The sequence below is a fragment of the Novosphingobium cyanobacteriorum genome (genome assembly GCF_029436685.1).
In the GTDB taxonomy this organism is placed as follows: domain Bacteria; phylum Pseudomonadota; class Alphaproteobacteria; order Sphingomonadales; family Sphingomonadaceae; genus Novosphingobium; species Novosphingobium cyanobacteriorum.
Map to the genome: position 1 here is coordinate 176,017 of NZ_JAROCY010000005.1, position 18,569 is coordinate 194,585.

20 protein-coding genes are annotated in these 18,569 nt (G+C 65.8%); 14 read left to right on the forward strand and 6 right to left on the reverse strand.

Going from position 1 to position 18,569, the window contains the following annotated elements; all coding sequences use genetic code 11:
- Window positions 1–40 precede the first annotated feature (40 nt).
- From POM99_RS07085 to nadA, 6 genes are all read left to right on the forward strand, one after another.
- The gene (locus tag POM99_RS07085) at window positions 41–238 is read left to right on the forward strand and encodes a YdcH family protein (RefSeq protein ID WP_277276159.1); all 198 of its coding nucleotides are present in this window, start codon (window positions 41–43) and stop codon (window positions 236–238) included.
- Window positions 239–395: 157 nt separating this feature from the next.
- The gene (locus POM99_RS07090) at window positions 396–875 is read left to right on the forward strand and encodes a DUF1465 family protein (protein ID WP_277276161.1); all 480 of its coding nucleotides are present in this window, start codon (window positions 396–398) and stop codon (window positions 873–875) included.
- Between the two features lie 44 nt (window positions 876–919).
- Window positions 920–1,867, forward strand: a complete 948-nt coding sequence (locus tag POM99_RS07095) for an MBL fold metallo-hydrolase (protein WP_277276163.1) — start codon at window positions 920–922, stop codon at window positions 1,865–1,867.
- The gene (locus tag POM99_RS07100; protein WP_277276165.1) at window positions 1,849–2,517 is read left to right on the forward strand and encodes a DUF4230 domain-containing protein; all 669 of its coding nucleotides are present in this window, start codon (window positions 1,849–1,851) and stop codon (window positions 2,515–2,517) included. The genes POM99_RS07095 and POM99_RS07100 overlap by 19 nt, the downstream gene beginning before the upstream one ends.
- Window positions 2,518–2,585: 68 nt before the next feature.
- Window positions 2,586–3,320 (forward strand): adenylate cyclase, encoded by a 735-nt coding sequence (locus POM99_RS07105; protein ID WP_277276167.1) that lies wholly within the window; start codon window positions 2,586–2,588, stop codon window positions 3,318–3,320.
- A gap of 57 nt (window positions 3,321–3,377) precedes the next feature.
- A complete protein-coding gene (gene nadA / locus POM99_RS07110; RefSeq protein ID WP_277276168.1) occupies window positions 3,378–4,376 on the forward strand; it encodes a quinolinate synthase NadA in 999 nt (332 codons plus the stop codon).
- Between the two features lie 54 nt (window positions 4,377–4,430).
- Here the strand turns inward: nadA and POM99_RS07115 are convergent, their stop codons facing one another.
- Together POM99_RS07115 and POM99_RS07120 are read right to left on the reverse strand one after the other, a co-directional pair.
- The gene (locus POM99_RS07115) at window positions 4,431–6,086 is read right to left on the reverse strand and encodes a M10 family metallopeptidase C-terminal domain-containing protein (RefSeq protein WP_277276170.1); all 1,656 of its coding nucleotides are present in this window, start codon (window positions 6,084–6,086) and stop codon (window positions 4,431–4,433) included.
- A 202-nt stretch (window positions 6,087–6,288) separates the two neighbouring features.
- The gene (locus POM99_RS07120) at window positions 6,289–7,197 is read right to left on the reverse strand and encodes a DMT family transporter (protein WP_277276172.1); all 909 of its coding nucleotides are present in this window, start codon (window positions 7,195–7,197) and stop codon (window positions 6,289–6,291) included.
- A gap of 99 nt (window positions 7,198–7,296) precedes the next feature.
- On the opposite strand from POM99_RS07120, the gene POM99_RS07125 reads away from it, so the two are divergent.
- Together POM99_RS07125 and POM99_RS07130 are read left to right on the forward strand one after the other, a co-directional pair.
- Window positions 7,297–8,403, forward strand: a complete 1,107-nt coding sequence (locus tag POM99_RS07125) for an alkene reductase (RefSeq protein WP_277276174.1) — start codon at window positions 7,297–7,299, stop codon at window positions 8,401–8,403.
- A gap of 8 nt (window positions 8,404–8,411) precedes the next feature.
- Window positions 8,412–9,320, forward strand: coding sequence for an HpcH/HpaI aldolase/citrate lyase family protein (locus POM99_RS07130; protein ID WP_277276176.1), 909 nt, complete (start codon window positions 8,412–8,414; stop codon window positions 9,318–9,320).
- A 6-nt stretch (window positions 9,321–9,326) separates the two neighbouring features.
- Here the strand turns inward: POM99_RS07130 and POM99_RS07135 are convergent, their stop codons facing one another.
- Window positions 9,327–9,698, reverse strand: a complete 372-nt coding sequence (locus tag POM99_RS07135; RefSeq protein ID WP_277276178.1) for a hypothetical protein — start codon at window positions 9,696–9,698, stop codon at window positions 9,327–9,329.
- The gene (lipB, locus tag POM99_RS07140) at window positions 9,698–10,366 is read right to left on the reverse strand and encodes a lipoyl(octanoyl) transferase LipB (protein WP_277276180.1); all 669 of its coding nucleotides are present in this window, start codon (window positions 10,364–10,366) and stop codon (window positions 9,698–9,700) included. Before lipB ends, POM99_RS07135 begins: the two co-directional genes overlap by 1 nt.
- 92 nt (window positions 10,367–10,458) lie before the next feature.
- Here lipB and POM99_RS07145 point away from each other — a divergent pair, with 92 nt between their 5' ends.
- A complete protein-coding gene (locus POM99_RS07145) occupies window positions 10,459–11,268 on the forward strand; it encodes a hypothetical protein (protein ID WP_277276182.1) in 810 nt (269 codons plus the stop codon).
- A gap of 4 nt (window positions 11,269–11,272) precedes the next feature.
- Here the strand turns inward: POM99_RS07145 and POM99_RS07150 are convergent, their stop codons facing one another.
- Window positions 11,273–11,899, reverse strand: a complete 627-nt coding sequence (locus POM99_RS07150; protein WP_277276184.1) for a class I SAM-dependent methyltransferase — start codon at window positions 11,897–11,899, stop codon at window positions 11,273–11,275.
- A gap of 125 nt (window positions 11,900–12,024) precedes the next feature.
- Between POM99_RS07150 and POM99_RS07155 the strand changes: the two genes are divergently transcribed.
- Together POM99_RS07155 and POM99_RS07160 are read left to right on the forward strand one after the other, a co-directional pair.
- A complete protein-coding gene (locus POM99_RS07155; RefSeq protein WP_277276186.1) occupies window positions 12,025–13,326 on the forward strand; it encodes an MFS transporter in 1,302 nt (433 codons plus the stop codon).
- A gap of 5 nt (window positions 13,327–13,331) precedes the next feature.
- Window positions 13,332–14,792, forward strand: coding sequence for a lipopolysaccharide biosynthesis protein (locus tag POM99_RS07160; RefSeq protein WP_277276188.1), 1,461 nt, complete (start codon window positions 13,332–13,334; stop codon window positions 14,790–14,792).
- Between the two features lie 7 nt (window positions 14,793–14,799).
- On the opposite strand, the gene POM99_RS07165 is transcribed toward POM99_RS07160, so the two are convergent.
- Window positions 14,800–15,726 carry a CDP-alcohol phosphatidyltransferase family protein gene (locus tag POM99_RS07165; protein ID WP_277276190.1) on the reverse strand — a complete coding sequence of 309 codons (927 nt, stop codon included), beginning with the start codon at window positions 15,724–15,726 and terminating at the stop codon, window positions 14,800–14,802.
- Window positions 15,727–15,826: 100 nt separating this feature from the next.
- On the opposite strand from POM99_RS07165, the gene POM99_RS07170 reads away from it, so the two are divergent.
- The 3 genes from POM99_RS07170 (at window position 15,827) to POM99_RS07180 (ending at window position 18,411) form a co-directional block, all read left to right on the forward strand.
- Complete coding sequence (locus POM99_RS07170; protein ID WP_277276193.1) at window positions 15,827–16,921, forward strand: CDP-alcohol phosphatidyltransferase family protein; 1,095 nt, start codon at window positions 15,827–15,829, stop codon at window positions 16,919–16,921.
- Window positions 16,922–17,029: 108 nt separating this feature from the next.
- Window positions 17,030–17,746, forward strand: a complete 717-nt coding sequence (locus POM99_RS07175; protein WP_277276195.1) for a phosphocholine cytidylyltransferase family protein — start codon at window positions 17,030–17,032, stop codon at window positions 17,744–17,746.
- Complete coding sequence (locus POM99_RS07180; RefSeq protein WP_277276197.1) at window positions 17,743–18,411, forward strand: HAD family hydrolase; 669 nt, start codon at window positions 17,743–17,745, stop codon at window positions 18,409–18,411. The genes POM99_RS07175 and POM99_RS07180 overlap by 4 nt, the downstream gene beginning before the upstream one ends.
- The last annotated feature ends 158 nt before the right edge of the window (window positions 18,412–18,569 follow it).

Below are 18,569 nucleotides of genomic sequence, written 5' to 3' on the forward strand. Positions count from 1 at the left end.
GTCGCAGGTAACGATGTTGCGCGTTCCAGGAGTGCCCGGGTTGACCGAAGATGAAATGCGCAAGCGGCTGGAGATGCTGCGGATCGAACATCGCGATCTTGATGCCGCAATCGATGCGCTAAGCAGCACCGGCGCGGCCGACCAGTTGCAGGTCGCGCGGCTGAAGAAGCGCAAGCTGATGCTGAAGGACCAGATTGCGCTGATCGAGGACTACCTGATCCCGGACATCATCGCCTGAATCCGGCAAAATCCCGCGCTTTGAATCACTTGGCTGGTGGTGCATCGCACCATCGAAAGCACCATGGCCGTCCCGTTGCGGCACAGTGCAAATTTGGCTGGAACCTTGGCCCGCCAGACTGTTGAGAAAAGGGTTAACGCAGGACTATGCGCACCCGATGGCCCTTATGCCCAGCCTCAACCCGCGCATCGTGGAAGCGCTCTATGGCGAAGCGCTTGCGCTGGCCGAGGCTGTGCGCGCGTGCTTTGAACGGCTGCGCCAGCAACGGATGACGCAGCACGCCGAGACCGGTCACGATGAGGACCTGCTGCGCGTGCAGATCAGCTGCGAGGCGCTGCGCACCACCACCCGCGTGATGCACTGCCTTGCCTGGCTGCTCAACCACCGCGCCTATTTTGCGGGTGAGCTTTCGGAACTGCAGTTGCGCCGCCATGGGCGGCTTATCGCCAATTTTCCCGCCAATGATCGCGAAGCCCTGGCCGCCCTGCCTGCCGAGGCACAGGCCCTGGTCCACGATAGCGAACGTCTTTACGAACGAATTCAGAGGCTTGAACGTGCCTGGCGGGGTGAGCCGCAACCCGGCCTCTCCGCCATAGACCGCCTGCGCCATCGCCTCGCCACGCGCCACGCCGGCTGACTCGCACAGTTGCGCCATGGGCCGGGCGTCCCCATAGCAGGATCATGGCAACGCGCACCCCCGACGAGAACCCGCAGGACCGTTCCACGTGGAACACCGGCCTCGCCGTGACACTGGAACCGCTTGTGCGGCGGGTCCTGGCACCCAATCCTTCGCCCTACACGTTCACCGGAACGCAGACCTACCTGATCGGCAATGCCAGCGATGTGGCTGTGGTCGATCCCGGCCCTGCGGGCGGCGGTGCAGATGGCCATGCCGACACCAATGGCGCAGGCCATGTCGACGCCATCCTGGCGGCTGCGGGCGATGCACGGATCGTGGCGATCCTGTGTACCCACACGCACCGCGACCATAGCCCCGCCTCGCGCCCGCTGCAGGCGGCTACAGGTGCCCCGATCATTGGCTGTTCACCGCTGTCGCTGGAAGATGACGGACCGCGCGCCGACGCAGCCTTCGATCCGGCCTATGTCCCCGATCGCGTACTGATGGATGGGGAACGCCTGTCGGGCGACGGCTGGACCATCGAGGCGGTCCACACGCCCGGCCACACCAGCAACCACCTGTGCTATGCGCTGGTGGAAAGCGACGCGCTGTTCACCGGCGATCACGTGATGGGCTGGTCCACCAGCGTGGTATCGCCCCCCGATGGAGACATGGCCGCCTATATGGCCAGCCTCGACAAGCTCTATCAGCGCAGCGATCGCGTCTATTATCCGGCGCATGGTCCGCAGGTCGACAACCCTCGCCAGTTCGTGCGCGGCATGATCGGCCACCGCCGCCAGCGCGAACGGCAGATCCTGCGCCTGCTGGAACAAGGGGCCCATGCCATCCCCGATTTCGTTGCCGCGATGTACAAGGGGCTCGATCCACGGCTGCATGGCGCGGCCGGGCGATCGGTTCTTGCCCATCTGCTGGACCTTCGGCAGCGGACGCGCGTTTGCCCTGCCGACCCCGGCAAGCTGGAAACGACCCCATGGACCCTGATCGCCTGAACACCCCCTCCCCGCATACCCCGCGCACGGCGGCGCCTGCACGCATCTCGGCGCTGCCATGGCTGCTGTTCATCGGCGCGCTGGCATTGGTCGCGTGGTTCGGCTGGCAATTGTGGAAACCGAAGGACCTGGGCGACCCGCTCGCCACCAGTCTCGTCGCCTTTGAAAAGCAGGACAAGCTGACCGTGTTCAGCGCGCAGCTCGCCCCCGTGGTGGCAAGCGATGACACCCGGCTGCTCGGCCTCGTCCGCTCCCGCCAGGTTGCGGTGATCCCGGCACGCGTGGAATATGCTCTCGATCTTTCACAGGTGGGGCGCGATCGCATGCGCTGGAATGCCGCGACCAAGACGCTTGCGGTGCGGCTGCCCCCGCTCGGCATCAGCCGCCCCAACCTGGACGAGGCGCGCGCACAGTACCTGCGAGAGGGCGTGTGGATCACGCGCGAGGCGCAGGACAAACTGACGCGGGACAACACCCAACTGGCCGAACGGCTCGCCACCGAACAGGCCGGCAACCCGGTGCTGATGGGCCTTGCCCGCACCGCCGCCAAGGAAGCAATCCGCCAGAACCTTTCGATCCCGCTGCAAGTCGCCGGTTTCGGAGACGTGCAGGTGGTGGTAACTTTCGACGGAGAGCCGAATCCGGCCTGACGGGCGACATGGTCCCCTGCCCGTCGCGCAACTAAAGGGTCGCGCGGGGGAAATGAGGGAGAATGACCATGGCAACGGCAGCCGCCGCCCATCCGAGCTATAGCTACACCACCGACCAGCAGTTCTTTCTGCGCCTGTCGCAGGTCATTGCCGGCCTGATCGTCTTCGGCTTCGCGCAGTGGGCCCTGCGCGGCTTCGTCAAACCCACGCAGGTGCCGTTGCTGATCCATGTTCATGGCGTCGTCATGCTCGGCTGGCTGGCCGTGCTGGTTGCGCAGAACGCGCTGGCGGGATCGGGCAACCTGGCCCTGCACCGACATCTTGGCTGGGCGAGTGTCGCCCTCGTCGGCGCGATCGTGGTGCTCGGCATTTCCGCGGGTCGCATGGCGCTGCAGCTGCACCGCGTGCCGCCCTTCTTCAGCGACGCCTTTTTCCTCGCGCTCACGCATGTGGAAGTCACCGCCTTCGCCGCGATGTTTGCAACTGCCGTGGCGCTGCGCCGGCAGACGCAGTGGCATCGGCGCCTGATGATCGGCGCCACGGTGATCGTGATGGAGCCGGCATTCGGTCGCCTGCTGCCGATGGAGTTGATTGATCCTGGGCTCGGCCCGTGGCTGGAAGCCGCACTTCAGGCCGTGTTTCTGCTCGCCATCGCGCGGCACGATCGCAAGGTGATGGGTGCGGTCCATCCCGCCACGCTGTTCTCGCTGGCCGCGCTGCTTGGCGTCCACGCCCTGATCCAGGCGCTGGCGGCCTTGCCCGCCATGGCTGCGGCCGCGCAGGCTATTGCGACCGGGGCCTAGGGTCCCTAAGTCCCCTCGCGCGCCCACGCCTGTCCGGGCGCGCGAGAAGGACCCGCGATGACCGCCCAACCGACGAACCTTACCGGCCTGGACCTGCGCGCCGAGATCGACCGCCTGCGCAAGGAGCGCAATGCGGTGATCCTGGCGCACTATTATCAGAAGCCGGAAATCCAGGACCTCGCCGATTTCGTCGGCGATTCGCTCGAGCTATCGCGCAAGGCGGCAGACACCGATGCCGACGTCATCGCCTTCTGCGGCGTGAAGTTCATGGCCGATACCGCGAAGATCCTGTCCCCGCAGAAGATCGTGGTCCTGCCCGATCTCGACGCGGGCTGCAGCCTTGAGGATTCGTGCCCGCCCGACCAGTTCAAGGCGTTCCGTGAGGCGCACCCCGATCACATCGCGCTCACCTACATCAACTGCTCCACCGAGGTGAAGGCGCTCAGCGATGTCATCGTGACCTCGTCCAGCGCGGAAACCATCCTCGCCCGGATCCCGCCCGAACAGAAGATCATCTTCGGCCCGGACCGGCACCTTGGCGGCTATCTCAACCGCAAGTTCGGGCGCGAGATGCTGCTGTGGCCTGGCGTGTGCATCGTGCACGAGGCGTTTTCGGAAACCGAGCTGCTCAAGCTGAAGGCCCAGCATCCCGGCGCGCCGATTGCCGCGCACCCGGAATGCCCGCCGCACATCGTTGACCATGCCGACTATGTCGGCTCCACCAGCGGCATCCTGCAGTTCGCCAAGACGATGGAAGGTGACACCCTGATCGTCGCCACCGAGCCGCACATCATCCACCAGATGCAGCTGGCCATGCCGCACAAGACCTTCATCGGCGCGCCGGGAGCCGACGGCAACTGCAACTGCAACATCTGCCCTTACATGGCGCTCAACACCATGGAGAAGCTCTATCTCGCGCTGCGCGACCTGACCCCGCGCATCGAGATCGAGGAAAGCCTGCGCCTGGCCGCCAAGAAGAGCCTCGACCGGATGCTCGACATGGCCAGCGGCACCATCGGCATGGGCGATCTCGGCGCAAAGCCGTTCAGCGCCTGAACGAAAAAGGGCGGCCTTGCGGGGCCGCCCTCCTCGCTTCGATGCTGGTTCCGCTTACAGGAACAGCACGTCAGCCTGCGCCACCGTGCTGCCGATCACGGTCACGTCAAAATCGGCCACCTTGTCGCCGTTCAGGTCGGCCAGGAGATGCCCGCCGGCGAAGCGCAGTTCGCCCGCCGCGCCGCTGAACGCTGCGCTGCCGATCCACGTCAGGTCCGCGCCAGCTTCCAGCGGGGACTTCGCGCCAAGGTGGGTCAAGTCGATCTTGTCAGTCCCGCTGGCGAAATCGGCGATGGTGTCGCCCTTTTCCACGACGTGGAACTGGAACGTGTCCTTGCCCGCGCCGCCGTAAAGCGTGTCCTTGCCTTCGAACCCGTTGAGCACGTCATCGCCGGCCATGCCCTTCAGCACGTTGGCCACCTGGTTGCCCCAGATCACGTCGCGCGCCGATCCGCCCACCGCGTTCTCGATGGTGGTGCCATAGGCGATCGACAGGTTGAGGTATTCGGTGGTGAACACGCCGGACACACCGGTTTCACGCGCGATGTCCGCTTCGTTCGCGGCGATGGCGGGATTGGCCAGGCCGTCGATGAAGGCCTGTGACCTGTCGGCAAAGGGCGCGCCGCGGATCAGGCCGAGTTCCACGCGGGCGGCGTCGATCACCGCCTCGGTCGGGATCGCCTGCCCCACCGAGCTGAACGCACCGGCATGGAGATCAATCTGCTGGCTGGCGGTGAAGCCCGACAGGTCCAGCGTGTCCTTGCCCCCGGCGTCGTAGATCGAAAGATAAGGGAACGCGTTCTTCGAGAAATCGTAGACCACGTTGCCGGCATTGCTGTTGAAGCCATAGGTGGTGTCGGTCACGCGCGTCGTCGGGTCTGCGCCATACTTGGCCTGGATCGTCAGGATATCGTGCACCAGCGGTGTCTGCGCATTGCCAAACTGCAGCGTGTTCCAGTCGCGGATGCGGCCGCCGGTATCCTCTGCCGCCCAGTACGACATGATCGAATACTGCGTGCTGTCCTGCGCATATTCGGCATAGTTGGCGTAGGTGAGGTCGAGGTTCGGGTCATAATTGTACTGCCCGGGGTGCGACAGGCCCAGCGTATGGCCCAGTTCGTGCACCAGCGTGGTCTTGCCGTATCCGCCAAAGCCGAACCACGCGTTGGTCCAGTTCAGCGCCGGATCGGCCACGAACACGTCGGACTGAAACTTGTAGCCCTGCTTGCCGGGATAATAGGCATAGGCCTGCGCCGGGTCCCACGAATTGGCAAACTGGATGTCCGCGCCAGTGCCGTTCTTCTCCACGAACTTCACCGCGACAAGATCGTCCCACAGCTGGATCGAGGCGCGCGCCTCGGTGCGCTGCTGCGCGTTGAACGGCGAGAAGCCATAGCCTGCGGTGAAGCCGAAGTTCGGGTTGTTGTAGACGTTGGTCAGGTGCGACAGATCAGCGAAGCTGTAGGTGATGACGCCGTTGGGCGCCTTCAGCACGGTGCCCGAATCGATGTGCGCCTTCACCCCTTCCAGGTCGAGCACAGGCTTGCCGCGGAAGAACTCTCCCACATGGTTGTCGAGGCTTGCGCCCGGCGTTCCGGACGAGAGTGGCGCGATGAACTTCGGCAGCGGCATCGACGCATCGCCGGCAACGTCGCGGAATTCGAAGATGTCGGCATCCGGATTGGTCGCGAGCACGTCTTGGGCGCGCATTCTGCTTGCAGGCATGTTGGTAGGTCCCCGGTCCTGATGGTACCGCGCAGCCCCTGTGGCACGCGGACGGCGGCAGCTGAACGGCTCCGCTCCGGGGGCATCAACGGCCCCCGAATGCAAGGAGACTCATTTCAACTGAAACCAATGCCCTACGTATATCGGCCCAAAAGCGATTGGATAGGAAAATTTTCAACCATTGATCTCAATCCGGCGCATCCGCGGTTCGTGCCGGCTCGCCCACCCGAGCCAGCACCAGCGAGACCGCCACCAGCACCATGCCCAGCCCATCAACCACGCCGATCGTCTCGCCGAACGCCGCCCAGCCGGCGATCACCGAGACCACTGGCTGCGACAACAGCGCAAGGCCGATCACCAGCGGGCTGAAGTGCCCCAGCGCATAGACCAGCAACCCCTGCCCGATCACCTGGCTGGCGATGGCGAGCCCGATTACCGGCCACCATGTGTGCGGCCAGACCGGCTCTCCCAGCCACAGCGCGCAGACCAGCAGCACCGGCGCCCCTGTCCAGCTGGCATGAAACAGCAGGGACCAGCTGCCAAAGCGCCCGCGCGCATGCTGGATCAGCAGGATGTAAAAGAAGTAGAAGAAGCCTGCGAGCACGCAGAAAAGGTCACCCACCAAGGTCGAGGTGTCGATCTCCAACGATCGCCCCATCAGGATGGCCGACCCCGCCAGCGCCAAGATCATCGCCGCCACTTCGGCCCAGCGCGGCGCGCGGCGCGCCGCCACCATGCCCCAGACCATCAGGATCAGGCTGCCCGAATTGCCGAACAGCGAGGCGTTGCCCAGCTTGGTCTTTTCGATCCCCACATGCCATGACGCCAGATCGAGTGCGAAGAGAACGCCCGCCAGCGCCACCGCACCCAGCGAGCCCCAGCCGAAACCGGTCAGCGGCTGGCGATTGGCCCGGGCCAGCAATGCCAGCAGCGGCAAGGGCAGCACCAGCCGCCACAACCCTGCCGAGACCGGGCCACTATCGGCCAGCCTGACGAACCACGGGCCGAACGCCAGCGCCAGGTTGCCCCCCATCAACGCGACGAAATGGAAACTATCCGGATGGCGTGTTTTCGTTTCACGCCGGTACGTTGCCATTGAAGGGTTCGCTTCCTAAAAAGTTGCAAAAGGAAACTTGGCTCTTGGCCGTCCTTTCGTTCGCACGTTCTTCATTTCCACCCTGCAAAGGTCCTGTCCATGCACGATTCGCTGTTTCAGCCCGGCTTTCTTGGCGCCATCGCGATTCCCAACCGCATCATCATGGCGCCGCTCACCCGCGGCCGTGCCACGCCCGAACATGTACCCACCCCGATCATGCAGACCTATTATCGCCAGCGCGCGACTGCGGGCCTGATCCTGACCGAAGCTACCGGCATCAGCCGCGAAGGGCTTGGCTGGCCAGGCGCACCCGGAATCTGGAGTGATCAGCAGGTAGAGGCGTGGAAGCCGATCGTGGAGGCCGTGCACGAAGCCGGCGGCCGCATCGCGATGCAGCTGTGGCACATGGGGCGTCTGGTCCACCCCGATTTCCTCGGCGGCAAGCCGGGTGTTTCGTCATCGGCCACGCGTGCGCCCGGACCGGCTCACACGCCGCAGGGCCGCAAGGACAACGAGACTGCCCGCGCCCTGCGGCTCGACGAAATTCCCCGCCTGATCGAAGACTATGGCCTTGCGGCCGAGAATGCCAAGAAGGCAGGCTTTGACGGGGTGCAGCTCCATGCCGCCAATGGCTACCTGATCGACCAGTTCCTGCGCGATGGCGCCAACCTGCGTGACGACGACTATGGCGGCAGCACCACCAACCGCGTGCGCCTGCTGCGTGAGGTGACCGCCCGCCTGATCGAAGTGTGGGGCGCGGATCGTGTGGGCGTCCGGCTCTCGCCCAATGGCGAATCGCAGGGCGTCGACGACAGCAATCCGCAGGCAACCTTCGGTGAAGCCGCACGCGTGCTGCAGGATCTCGGCATCGCCTATCTCGAACTGCGTCAGCCCGGCCCCGATGGCACTTATGGCAAGACTGACGTACCCCAGCAGGACGGCCTGATCCGCACGCTCTTCACCGGTCCGCTGATCCTGAACAGCGACTACACGCCCGAGCAGGCCGACGCCGACATCCGTTCCGGCCGGGCCGACGTGATCAGCTTCGGTCGCCCGTTCATTTCAAACCCGGACCTTGTCGATCGCATCGCCAAGGGCGCCCACCTCAATCCGAACAAGGGGATACCACAGACGTGGTACTTCCCGGGCGAGGAAGGGTACACCGACTACCCCACGCTTGCAGAGGAAGCGGCTTCCGCCGCATAAGGAGTTCCATGACACGCACGCACCCCCGTTCCTGGCTGTTCATTCCCGCAGACAGCGAGAAGAAGCTGATGAAAGCGCCGGAAACGGGGGCGCATGCGATCATCGTGGACCTCGAGGATTCGGTCGCCTTTGCGGCGAAGGCCGGCGCGCGCCGCACTGCGCGCGATTGGCTGGAAGCGCACAAGCGCCAGATCACCACGCGCAAGCAGGCCCGCTGGGTGCGGATCAACGCGGTGGAAACCGGCCTGTGGCGCGATGATCTGGCCGCGATCATGGCCGGCGCGCCCGATGGCATCATGCTGCCCAAGGCCGAAGGGCCCGAACAGATCCGCCTCGTCGCCGCCGAAATCTATGAACATGAACAGCGCAACGGCCTGCCCAACGGCCATGTCCGCATCCTGCCACTGGTCAGCGAAACGGCGCGCGCCGCGCTGACCATCACTTCCTATGTCGAGGCCTCGATGCCCCGCCTTGCCGGGCTCACTTGGGGGGCGGAAGACCTTTCGGCCGCCATTGGCGCCAGCCGCAAGCGTGATGCCGCCGGGCAGTGGACCGACACCTTCCGCTTCATCCGCGCGCAGACGCTGCTTGCCGCCCATGCCCGTGATGTCTGGGCCATCGACACCCTGCATGCCGATTTCCGTGACGAGGAAGGCTGCCGCCGCGCCGCCGAGGCTGCACGCGGCGATGGCTTCACCGGCATGCTGGCGATCCATCCGGTGCAGGTGCCGATCATCAACGCCGCCTTCGCCCCGACCGAGGCCGAACTGGCCGAGGCAGAAGCCATTGTCGCGGCCTTTGCCGCCAATCCCGGCGCGGGCACGCTGCAGCTCGACGGCAGGATGATAGACCAGCCGCACCTCAAGCAGGCGCGTGCCCTGCTCGGCATCGAAGCGGCGCCAGTCCGCCCGCTCTGAATCCGGTCAGGCGGCGGGCTTGCTCGCTGCCGGCTTGGGCTTGGCGGTTGCGGCGGGTTTCGGACTTGCCGCCGGCTTTGGCACGTCCGCAGGGTTGGCCGCATCGGTCGGGGCGGGCGCGCTTTCCGCCACCGGCGAATCCGCCGCTTCACTGGCGTCGGTGCCGGGCAGGTCCAGCTTGGGCTTGTCCACCTTGGCCGGCATCAACGGGGCCTGTGCCTGCGAATGGCTGGTGTCGATCATCGCGTCGCTGATCGTGCCGGGCAGCACTTCGCCACCCGCCGCCTTGGCGCCCTTTTCCTCGCCTTTGCCGCCGCAGCCGCTCACCGTGGCCGAGAGCGCAGCCGCAACCAGCAGTGCTGCCGAAATCCGCTTCATCATGCCTCCTTCGGCGGGCACGCCACGTCCAGCCGCGCCAGGAAATCGTCGGCGCGCGCCAGCAATGCCCGATCCCAAACATCGGGCGCAACCTCCTGCCCCAGATCAGCCAGGCTGGTCACCCCGAATTCATCGATCCCGCAGGGTACGATCCCGCCGAAGTGGCTGAGATCGGGCGAAAGGTTCACCGAAAAGCCATGCATCGTCACCCACCGGCGGATGCGCACGCCGATCGCGCCGATCTTGGCCTCGCGCCCATCGCTGCCCTTGGTCCAGATGCCCACCCGGCCTTCGGCGCGCCACGATTCCACGCCGAAATCGCCCAGCGTATCGATCACCCAGCCCTCCACCGCGTGAACGAAGCCGCGCACGTCGCGCGCCCGGGTCTTCAGGTCCAGCAGGATGTAGCCCACGCGCTGCCCCGGCCCGTGGTAGGTGTAGCGCCCGCCGCGCCCCGCCTCGAACACCTCGAACCGCGGGTCGAGCAGTTCGCTGCGATCCGCACTCGTCCCGGCGGTATAGACCGGCGGGTGCTCCAGCAGCCAGATCAGCTCCCGCGCCGTCCCTTCGGCGATTGCCGCGTTGCGTCCGGTCATCGTCTCCAGCGCCTGCGCATAGGGCACCAGCGTGGTTTCCTGCCGGATCTCGATGTCGGAATTTGCCTTCATGCCTGCCGCACTTGGCCTGCGCACGCGCCAAGTTCAAGCCCCGCTGCAGAAGGGGTGCAAGCATGCGCCGCTGCTGCTAGGAAGCCGCGGTGATGACCCCCAAGCTTGATGCCTCCGCCGCCTGGAAAAGCGCCACCACGATGGTCAGCGCCAATCGCGAGGTGCTGGTCGCGATCGCCGGGGTGTTCTTCGTTCTGCCCGCCCTGCTGGGCGCGGTGCTGCTGCCCAAGCCTGCGTTCACCCCCGGCATGGACGATCAGCAGATGGCCGAGGCGATCCTGCGGTTCTACGGCGATTCGGGCCCCGTCCTCCTGCTGCTGTCGCTGCCGCTGATCGTCGGGTTCATGGCCATGCTCAAGGTCATGCTCGATCCGGCGCGCCCGACCGTGGGCGCCACGCTGATGGATTGCCTGCGCCTGCTGCCAAGCTATCTCGGCGCGCATATCCTCAGCACGCTGGCGCTGTCCTTCGGCTGGCTGATCATTGCCAGCGTGCTCATCCTGCTGTTGCCGCCGCTGCTGGCGGTGCCGATTTCGGTCCTGGCGATGACCTGGCCGATGTCACGCGTGATGCTTGTCGCGCCGGAAATTGCGGTGCGCCGGGTGCGCAATCCGATCACGGCGATTCGCAGCTCGATCCGCGATACGCGCGGCGCATACCTGTCGGTGCTGCTCTATTTCGGGCCGGCGTTCACGCTGTTCTTCATCGCCTATGGCCTGGTGATGATCTTCGTCGGCGTGGTGCTGGTGCAGACCACCGAGGGCGAGACCCAGCGCCTGCTCAGCGAAGGCGTCGTCGGGCTGCTGTTCGCGCTGGGCTACACCTATTTCGCCGCGATGATCGCCAGCGTGTGGCGGCAACTGGCCGCCCCGGTCGAAGGCGAATTCTCCGCCTTCGACTGAAGGATCAGTCCTTCCAGCCCCAGCTGATCACGCAAGGGGGCACGTTCACCGGCTCGAAGCCCTTGTCGATACGGTGAAAATACTGCCCCATCAGCGCGCGGGCTCGGGCGGTGTACTGATAGACCAGGAATGCCCCGCCCTGGCGCAGCACACGGTGCGTCGCGCTCATGATCGCCGGGCCCACGCCGGGCGGCAGGTTGGTGAAGGGCAGGCCCGAAAGGACGTAGTCCGCCTGTTCGAAGCCATGCGCGCGGATGATCTCCTCCACGTCGGCCGCCGATCCGTTCACCGCAATGAAGCGGCTGTCGCCGATGGTGCGCGAAAGGTAGTCGATGAAATCAGGATTCGTGTCGATCACGATCAGCGTGCCATCGCGACGCAGCTTGTCCAGCACCGGGCGGCAGAAGGTGCCCACGCCCGGTCCGTATTCCACGAAAAGCTTGGTATTCTCCCAGTCCACGCGCGAAAGCACGCGCTCGATTGTGCGGCGCGATGAAGGCACGATCGCGCCCACCATCGCCGGATGCTTCACGAATCCCTTGAAGAACAGGCCCGCCGGGCCGAACGCGCGCCGCGCCTTGCGCAATGAACGCTGGATCAGGGGCTCTCGCGCTACCCGGGTCGAAGTCATTGTCTGGTATGGTCCTCTCGGTGGACTGAGACACTGGATTGACACAGGCGAGTCGCAAAATTGCGGCGTCTTTGCAAGCGTGGTGCTTGCGCCTTGGTTCCGGATCGGTGCAAGGGCAGCGCACGATGACCGAGACAGAGGCTTTGCAGGGCGCGCATCTGCCGCGCGAGAGAATGGCGCTGCTGTTCGCGGTCATGCTCGTCATCGCGGCGGGCAACACGGCCATGCAGTCGGTCATGCCGTCGATCGGCACGCACCTTGGCATTGCCGACGTCTGGGTCACGCTTGCCTATTCCTGGTCGGCGGTGGTCTGGGTCCTGATTGCGCCTTATTGGGCGCGTAGATCCGACAGACGCGGGCGCAAGGCGATGATGGCTCTCGGCCTCACCGGCTTTACCCTTTCATTCAGCCTGTGCGGGCTCGCGCTGTTCGCCGGCTTGCAAGGGTGGGTCGGCGGTTTCATGGCGCTCTTCCTCTTCTCGCTGGCCCGCTTGCTCTATGGCACCTTCGGTTCAGCCGCCCCGCCCGCCGTGCAGGCTTACGTCGCCAGCCGCACCGGCATCAGCGAGCGAACCCGGGCGCTCGCGCTGATTTCTTCCAGCTTCGGCCTTGGCACCGTGCTCGGCCCGGCGCTCGCGCCGTTGCTTATCCTGCCGGGAATCGGCCTGATCGGACCTTTTGCGGGATTTTCGCTCTTCGCCGTTGGCGTCATGGTCCTCATTCGCCTGCGGCTGCCTGATGATACGCCCAGCTTCGCCGGCCATGGCGATGTGCTGGTCGCGCCGTTCAGTGCCGGATCAGCACCCCGGCTCGATGGCGTGGAAAGACGGCTGCCGTCCGAAACTCCGCGCCTGCGCTGGGCCGATCCGCGCATTCGTGGCTGGTTGATCGCCGGAGCCCTGGGCAACCACGCACAGGCAATCCTGCTCGGGATCATCGGCTTTCTCCTGCTCGATCGGCTTGGCCTGCGCCATCAGCCCGATTCGGCAGCCGGCCTGATCGGTCTCGTGCTGATGTGCGGCGCCATTGCCACCCTGCTGGCGCAGTGGGGCCTGATCCCGGCTCTGGGCCTCGGCCCTCGCATGTCCACGCTTTCGGGCAGGTCCGCCTGCGCGCTTGGCACATTGCTGGTCGCAGCCGGGAATGACCTGCATTCGGTCGCGACAGGCTTTGCTTTCGCCTCGCTCGGCCTCGGGCTGTTCCGCCCCGGCTTCACGGCAGGTGCCAGCCTTGCCGCCAGCCACGATGAACAAGGCGAGGCGGCGGGAATCGTCACCGCCATCAACGGCAGCGCCTATATCGTCACGCCCGCAATCGGCGTCTGGCTCTATGGCCACACCGCATGGGGCGTTTGGTTCGCGGTCGAAGCGCTGCTGATCGGCGCAATCCTTACCTGCCTTGTCGCCATCCCCAAGGATAGCGACTGATCGCAATGCAAAGCCAGGCCGTCGTCGCCAAGGGTGCGCTGTCGAACGGCGCCAGCTTCGTCATCCGTTTCGGCGCACGCGCCGCATTCCTGTGGGTGGCCGCGCGGCTTTATGGCGCGGCCCCCTATGGCGTGTTCTCGATGGGCTCCACCATGGCGGAACTGCTCGCGCCGCTGGCCGGGCTGGGGCTGAAGCGGATGATCTTCCCCTGGCTGGAACAGGAGGCGGAAACGCGCAGCGCGCCTCACGTGCTGCTTGATGCGCTACTGCTCACCACGCTTTCCAGCATCGCGGTTGCCGCACTCGTCATCGCTGGCGTCATGGCGTTGCCGCAAGGCGCGATATCGACGGAACTGCGTTATGCCCTGATGCTCCTTGCCCCTGCGGTGCTGGGGCAGGCGGTGGCCGATGTCGCTTTCGCCGCCACCCGCTGGACCCACCGCATGCGCTACGAAGTGCTAGGTCGCGGACTGGTCGAACCCTATGCCCTCACCGGCATCGTCGTGGCCGCGTGGTTCCTGGGCGATACCGGGGAAGGCCTGCTGATCGGCTATCTCGCCGGCAGCCTCATCGTCGCTCTCTTCGCCTTGTGGAGTGCCCGCCACTGCCTCGGCCCATGGCGCGCTTTGTACTGGCGACCGAGCCGGCTGGCCTCGCGCCTGAAAACCCTGATTTCACCTGCCGGCACCGATACGCTGGTCGCGCTGTCGCAGCGGATCGACCTCGCCCTTGTCGGCTTCCTGCTCGGCGATGCCGCTGCGGGGGTTTACAACGTGCTGCGCCAGCTGCGCACGCCGATCCTGCAGGTCCGCCAGGCTTTTGACGGCATCCTCACCCCGCTCACCGCGCGCACCATGTATGCCGATGGCGATGCCCGCGCCGGAGAGGCGATGGCCGCCGCCACCCGCGTGATCCTGTCCATCCAGCTCGGCGTGGTGCTGCTGATGACTGCCGCAGGTGCGCCCCTGCTCGCCCTGTTCGGCCCGCAATACCCCGCGGCTTGGAGCGCACTGGTTGTGATGGTGCTGGCAGAGGCGGTGAATGGCGCCTTCGGGGTCAGCGAGCTGATCCTTTATTATCGCCGCCCCGCGCTCGCGCTGCAGGTCAACCTGCTGCTGATTGCCATACCGGCGGTGCTGATCCCGCTCGCCGCGCCATATTTCGGCCTGCTCGGCGCGGCAGGCGCGATGCTCGTGGCGGCGCTGGCGGCCACGGCGATGCGGCGCCTGTGGCTGAAGCGGCTGGGCGTCCATCGGCCCTTCACCCACGCCCTGCCGCCGATGCTCGCTGCGCTGGCCGGCATACTGGCCTGGCTGGCCCTGGACGCGGCGCTGCATGGCGCAAAGCCGGTGGTCCTCGCCTTTGCTCCGCCGCTCTGCGCTCTGGCCATCTACGCGGGGCTGATCTGGCTGTGGCGGCGGCTTGATCCGCAGGCACTGGCCATGGCGCAGTTCCGCGTCAATTAAGGCCCATTCAGCCTAAACCCAGCCGTTTCACCACCCGCGCCGCGGCGGCGTCCTCCAGCTTCACGGCTATTACCAGCAGCACGTTCAGCACCACCGACTGGTACAGGAAATACCACAGCGGGCTGCCCGCCAGCATAGCGAAGCCCAGCACGATCGCGCGCGGATTGGGGCCCAGGAACTTCAGGAAGAACAACAGCGGCCGCTGCTCCTTGGCAACTTCGGCACGGATCTGCGCCAGCCGGTCTGGATCGCTGTCCTGCACCCGCGTCACTTCGGCATCGATGATCAGCGCGTTGCGGCTCATCCCTGATGCCAGGCGCAGGTATCCAGCCACGAACACGCGCAGAACTGCGCCCAGGCCGCCCTTCCCGCCAAAAGCTTCGGCATCGCCCTTGGCGGTGTTGTTCAGCCACGGCACGCCATAGGTCCAGTACTGGTAGAACCGCCGCTGCACTTCCACGAAGTTCGACTGCACGATGTGGCTGCCGCCCGCCGCCAGCGCCCAGAACCAGGCCCAGCCCGGTCCCAGCGCCCGCGTCAGCACAAAGGCCAGCAGCACATAGAGCACGATGTGGCTCACATAATCGCAGATTCCGTCAACCAGCTCGCCCAAGGGGCTGGTCTTGCCGGTGATGCGCGCCAGATCACCATCCGCGCCATCCACCACGTGCCAGCCCATGTGCAGCGCCATGCCCAGCAATGGTCCCCACGGCCAGACCGGCCCATAGCTGCCCAGGCCGTAATAGACCACGCCCGCGGCCACCACCATCATGCCACCGAACACCGAAACCGCATTGGGCGTGATCGGCGTGTGCGCCAGCAGGCGCGCCAGTTGCCAGGCCAGCGGGTGGTACAGGTAATGGTTCAGCGCGTCCTGTAACTCGCGCTTGCGCTGCGGGCGTTCGATCACCCTCTTGCTGCCAACCCCCGACACTGGTCCCGATCCTCTTGCGACCCTCGCTTGGCGCAAGCGGTAGCCGCCTCTATAGGCGCAGGAAAGGGGTCGATGCACGGGAAGGGACCACACGCGTAAAATGACCGCATTTTCAGTGGCCATTCCGGCCAGCGACCTGCTGCGCCGCCGCATTGGCGGCATCACCGGCGTCGCCCGCGCGGTGATCCTTGCCGATCTTGCCGGAGCGGACACGATTTTCGTCCTCGCCGATGCGCCGGTGGAGGAAGACTGGCGCCGCAGCTTCATGCTGCGCGGCCGTGCGTTGCCTTCGGTGTCCATCGTGCCCGCCGGCTCGTCTTTGCCCGAAAGGGCAAGCCTGCTTCCGGGCGATGCCCTGTCCACCCGTGCCGCGCTTGATGCGCTGGCCGCCAATCCGCACTTGCGCCTTTCTGCCGATGATCCGCGCCTGATCGCGGGCAGAAGCGATCGTGCCATGGTCATGGCGCTGTTGCGCGCCACGCTCAAACCCACCGAAGGCCCGGTCGGCCGCTGGATCAACCGCCCGATCTCGTTCCGCCTGGCCGCGCTGGCCATGAAGCTGCGCCTTGGCCCCGATCCGGTCACCTGGTTCACGCTGGCGTTGGCCATGGTCATGGCGGTGGTGCTGGGGCATGGCGGCGCGGAATGGCTGGCGCTGGGCGGCGTACTCTATCAGGCGGTGTCGGTGATCGACTGCGTCGATGGGGATATAGCGCGCGTCAGCTGGGCGATGAGCCGGCGTGGCGCCCTGCTCGATACCGCGTGTGACATGGTCGCCAACTTCGGCTTCGTGGTCGGGCTGATGACCGGGGTGATCCGCACCTATGGCATTGATTATGCCTGGATCGCGCTGGCCTGCGTGGTGCTGCTGCTGATCGGCATCGGCGCGATGACGGCGCTGCTCCGGCTCGGCCCGCGCCGCGGCAGTTTTGACGTTCTGCGCGCCGCGCTTTCGCGAAAGCTGGAAGGCCGGCCCGTTCTGCAGGCGGTCACGCTCACGCTCGAAAGGCTGTTCAAGCGTGATGTCTATGTCCTGGTCGCCTGCATTGGGTGCCTTGCGCAGCTGGCCTGGGTGCTGCCCGGCCTGCTGCTGGGCGGCCTGCTGATATGGCTCGGCGCCATCGCCTGGTGCGCGCCTCTGATCGCGGCCGACAAAGCCGGAGAACTGCTGCCCCCGCATCTGCGCAACGTCTGACACGGTCGTCCGTGGTGGTATCCCCCCTTGCGCGTTGGCGCAGTCTATCCCACATCTGCGTGCAACACGATTGCAACACCATCTTCCAGCACAGGGATCGGGCAGGGAATGAAGGGCGTGATCCTTGCCGCAGGTCGCGGCAGCAGGCTGGGCGATGCGACGGATGCCCTGCCAAAGCCATTGATGCCGGTTGCAGGGCGCACCTGCATCGATTTCGCAGTGGAAGCACTGCTTGCCGTAGTCGACGAAGTCATCGTCGTAACCGGCTATCGCGCGCACCTGATCGAGGACCACCTCGCGCGCGAATGGCCCGATGCGCCATTGCGCACGGTGCGCAATCCGCAGCTTGAGGCCGGCAATCTCACTTCGCTGGGCGCGGCGCGTCCGCTGGTGGGCGATGCAGCCTTCATCCTCACCAATGCCGATCACCTCTTCCCTGCCGACATGTATGTCCGCCACTTCGCGCCGATGGGCGATGCCATCGCCATCGCCTGCGAACGCGAACGCCCGGTCCTGCCCGACGAGATGAAGGTGATCGAGGAAAGCGGCCGCCTCACCGCCATTTCCAAGACGCTGCCGAAGTACGATGGTGCCTATATCGGCACCACCGCCGTGCCCGCGTCGCTGCGCGCGGCCTATTGGCAGGCGTTCGACCGCGTCCATGCCGAACGCGATCTCGCCACCGCTTCGGTGGAAATGGTGCTGCACCAGCTGGCGCCGGATCTTGCCACGGCGCCGCGCGTCTGCTGGCTCTCGGGCCTCAAATGGTTCGAAGTGGATACTCCCGAAGACCTCGCCATCGCGCGGGAAGGCCTTTCCGCTTGAGCGGCGCGGTGCGCGTCCTGGTGTTCGATCTCGACGGCACGCTCGTGCCGACGATGGAGGACTATGCCGACAAGGCTGCCACCCTGATGCACGCCGCCTTCGCCACCCCGGTGGACGAGGCGCGGCAGGCGTACTGGGCCACGTCGGGCCTGCCCTTCGAACGCCAGCTGCGCCAGCTTTACCCCGGCCATGATACTGATCCCGTGGCCGAAGCGTTCGAAAGCTGGAAGGATGGCTATCTGTCCGGCATCGCCCTTCCCGCCGATGTTGCCGCGCTGCTTTCCGGCTGGCGCACCGCCGGCTTCCATGTCGCGATCTCGTCCAACAACCTCGAATGCTATGTTGACCGCCTGGCACGCGATTGGCCGGTGGACTGTGCGCTGGGCTATCGCGCCGCCAGCGCTGATGACGCCGGCTTCGGCAAGGGCGAACCGCATTTCACCGCGCTGGAATCGCGTTTTGCGCTGCCGCGCAGCCAGTTCCTGTTCACCGGGGATTCGCCCAACGACGCCCGCATTGCCGCCGCCGCGGGCGTGCCCTTCCGCGCCCTGCTGACCCCTGCTTTCACCGTCGAGGATTTCGAAAGCGCAGTTGCGGGCACGGCCATCATCGAAAACCTGGCCGACCTCGACAGCGTGCTGGCGCCACAGGCAGCGCTGGGCTGAACCGCCATGCCGCATTGCAACATGAACCTTGGCACTGCCATCTCCATAGTTTTACGCAAACTTATGTCGATGGATTCACAATTGCGGCGCGTTGTTTCGCACATGCAAGGCAAGTCATTGGTATTCCGTCGACCGCGGCTATCCACAGCCCGTCGTGA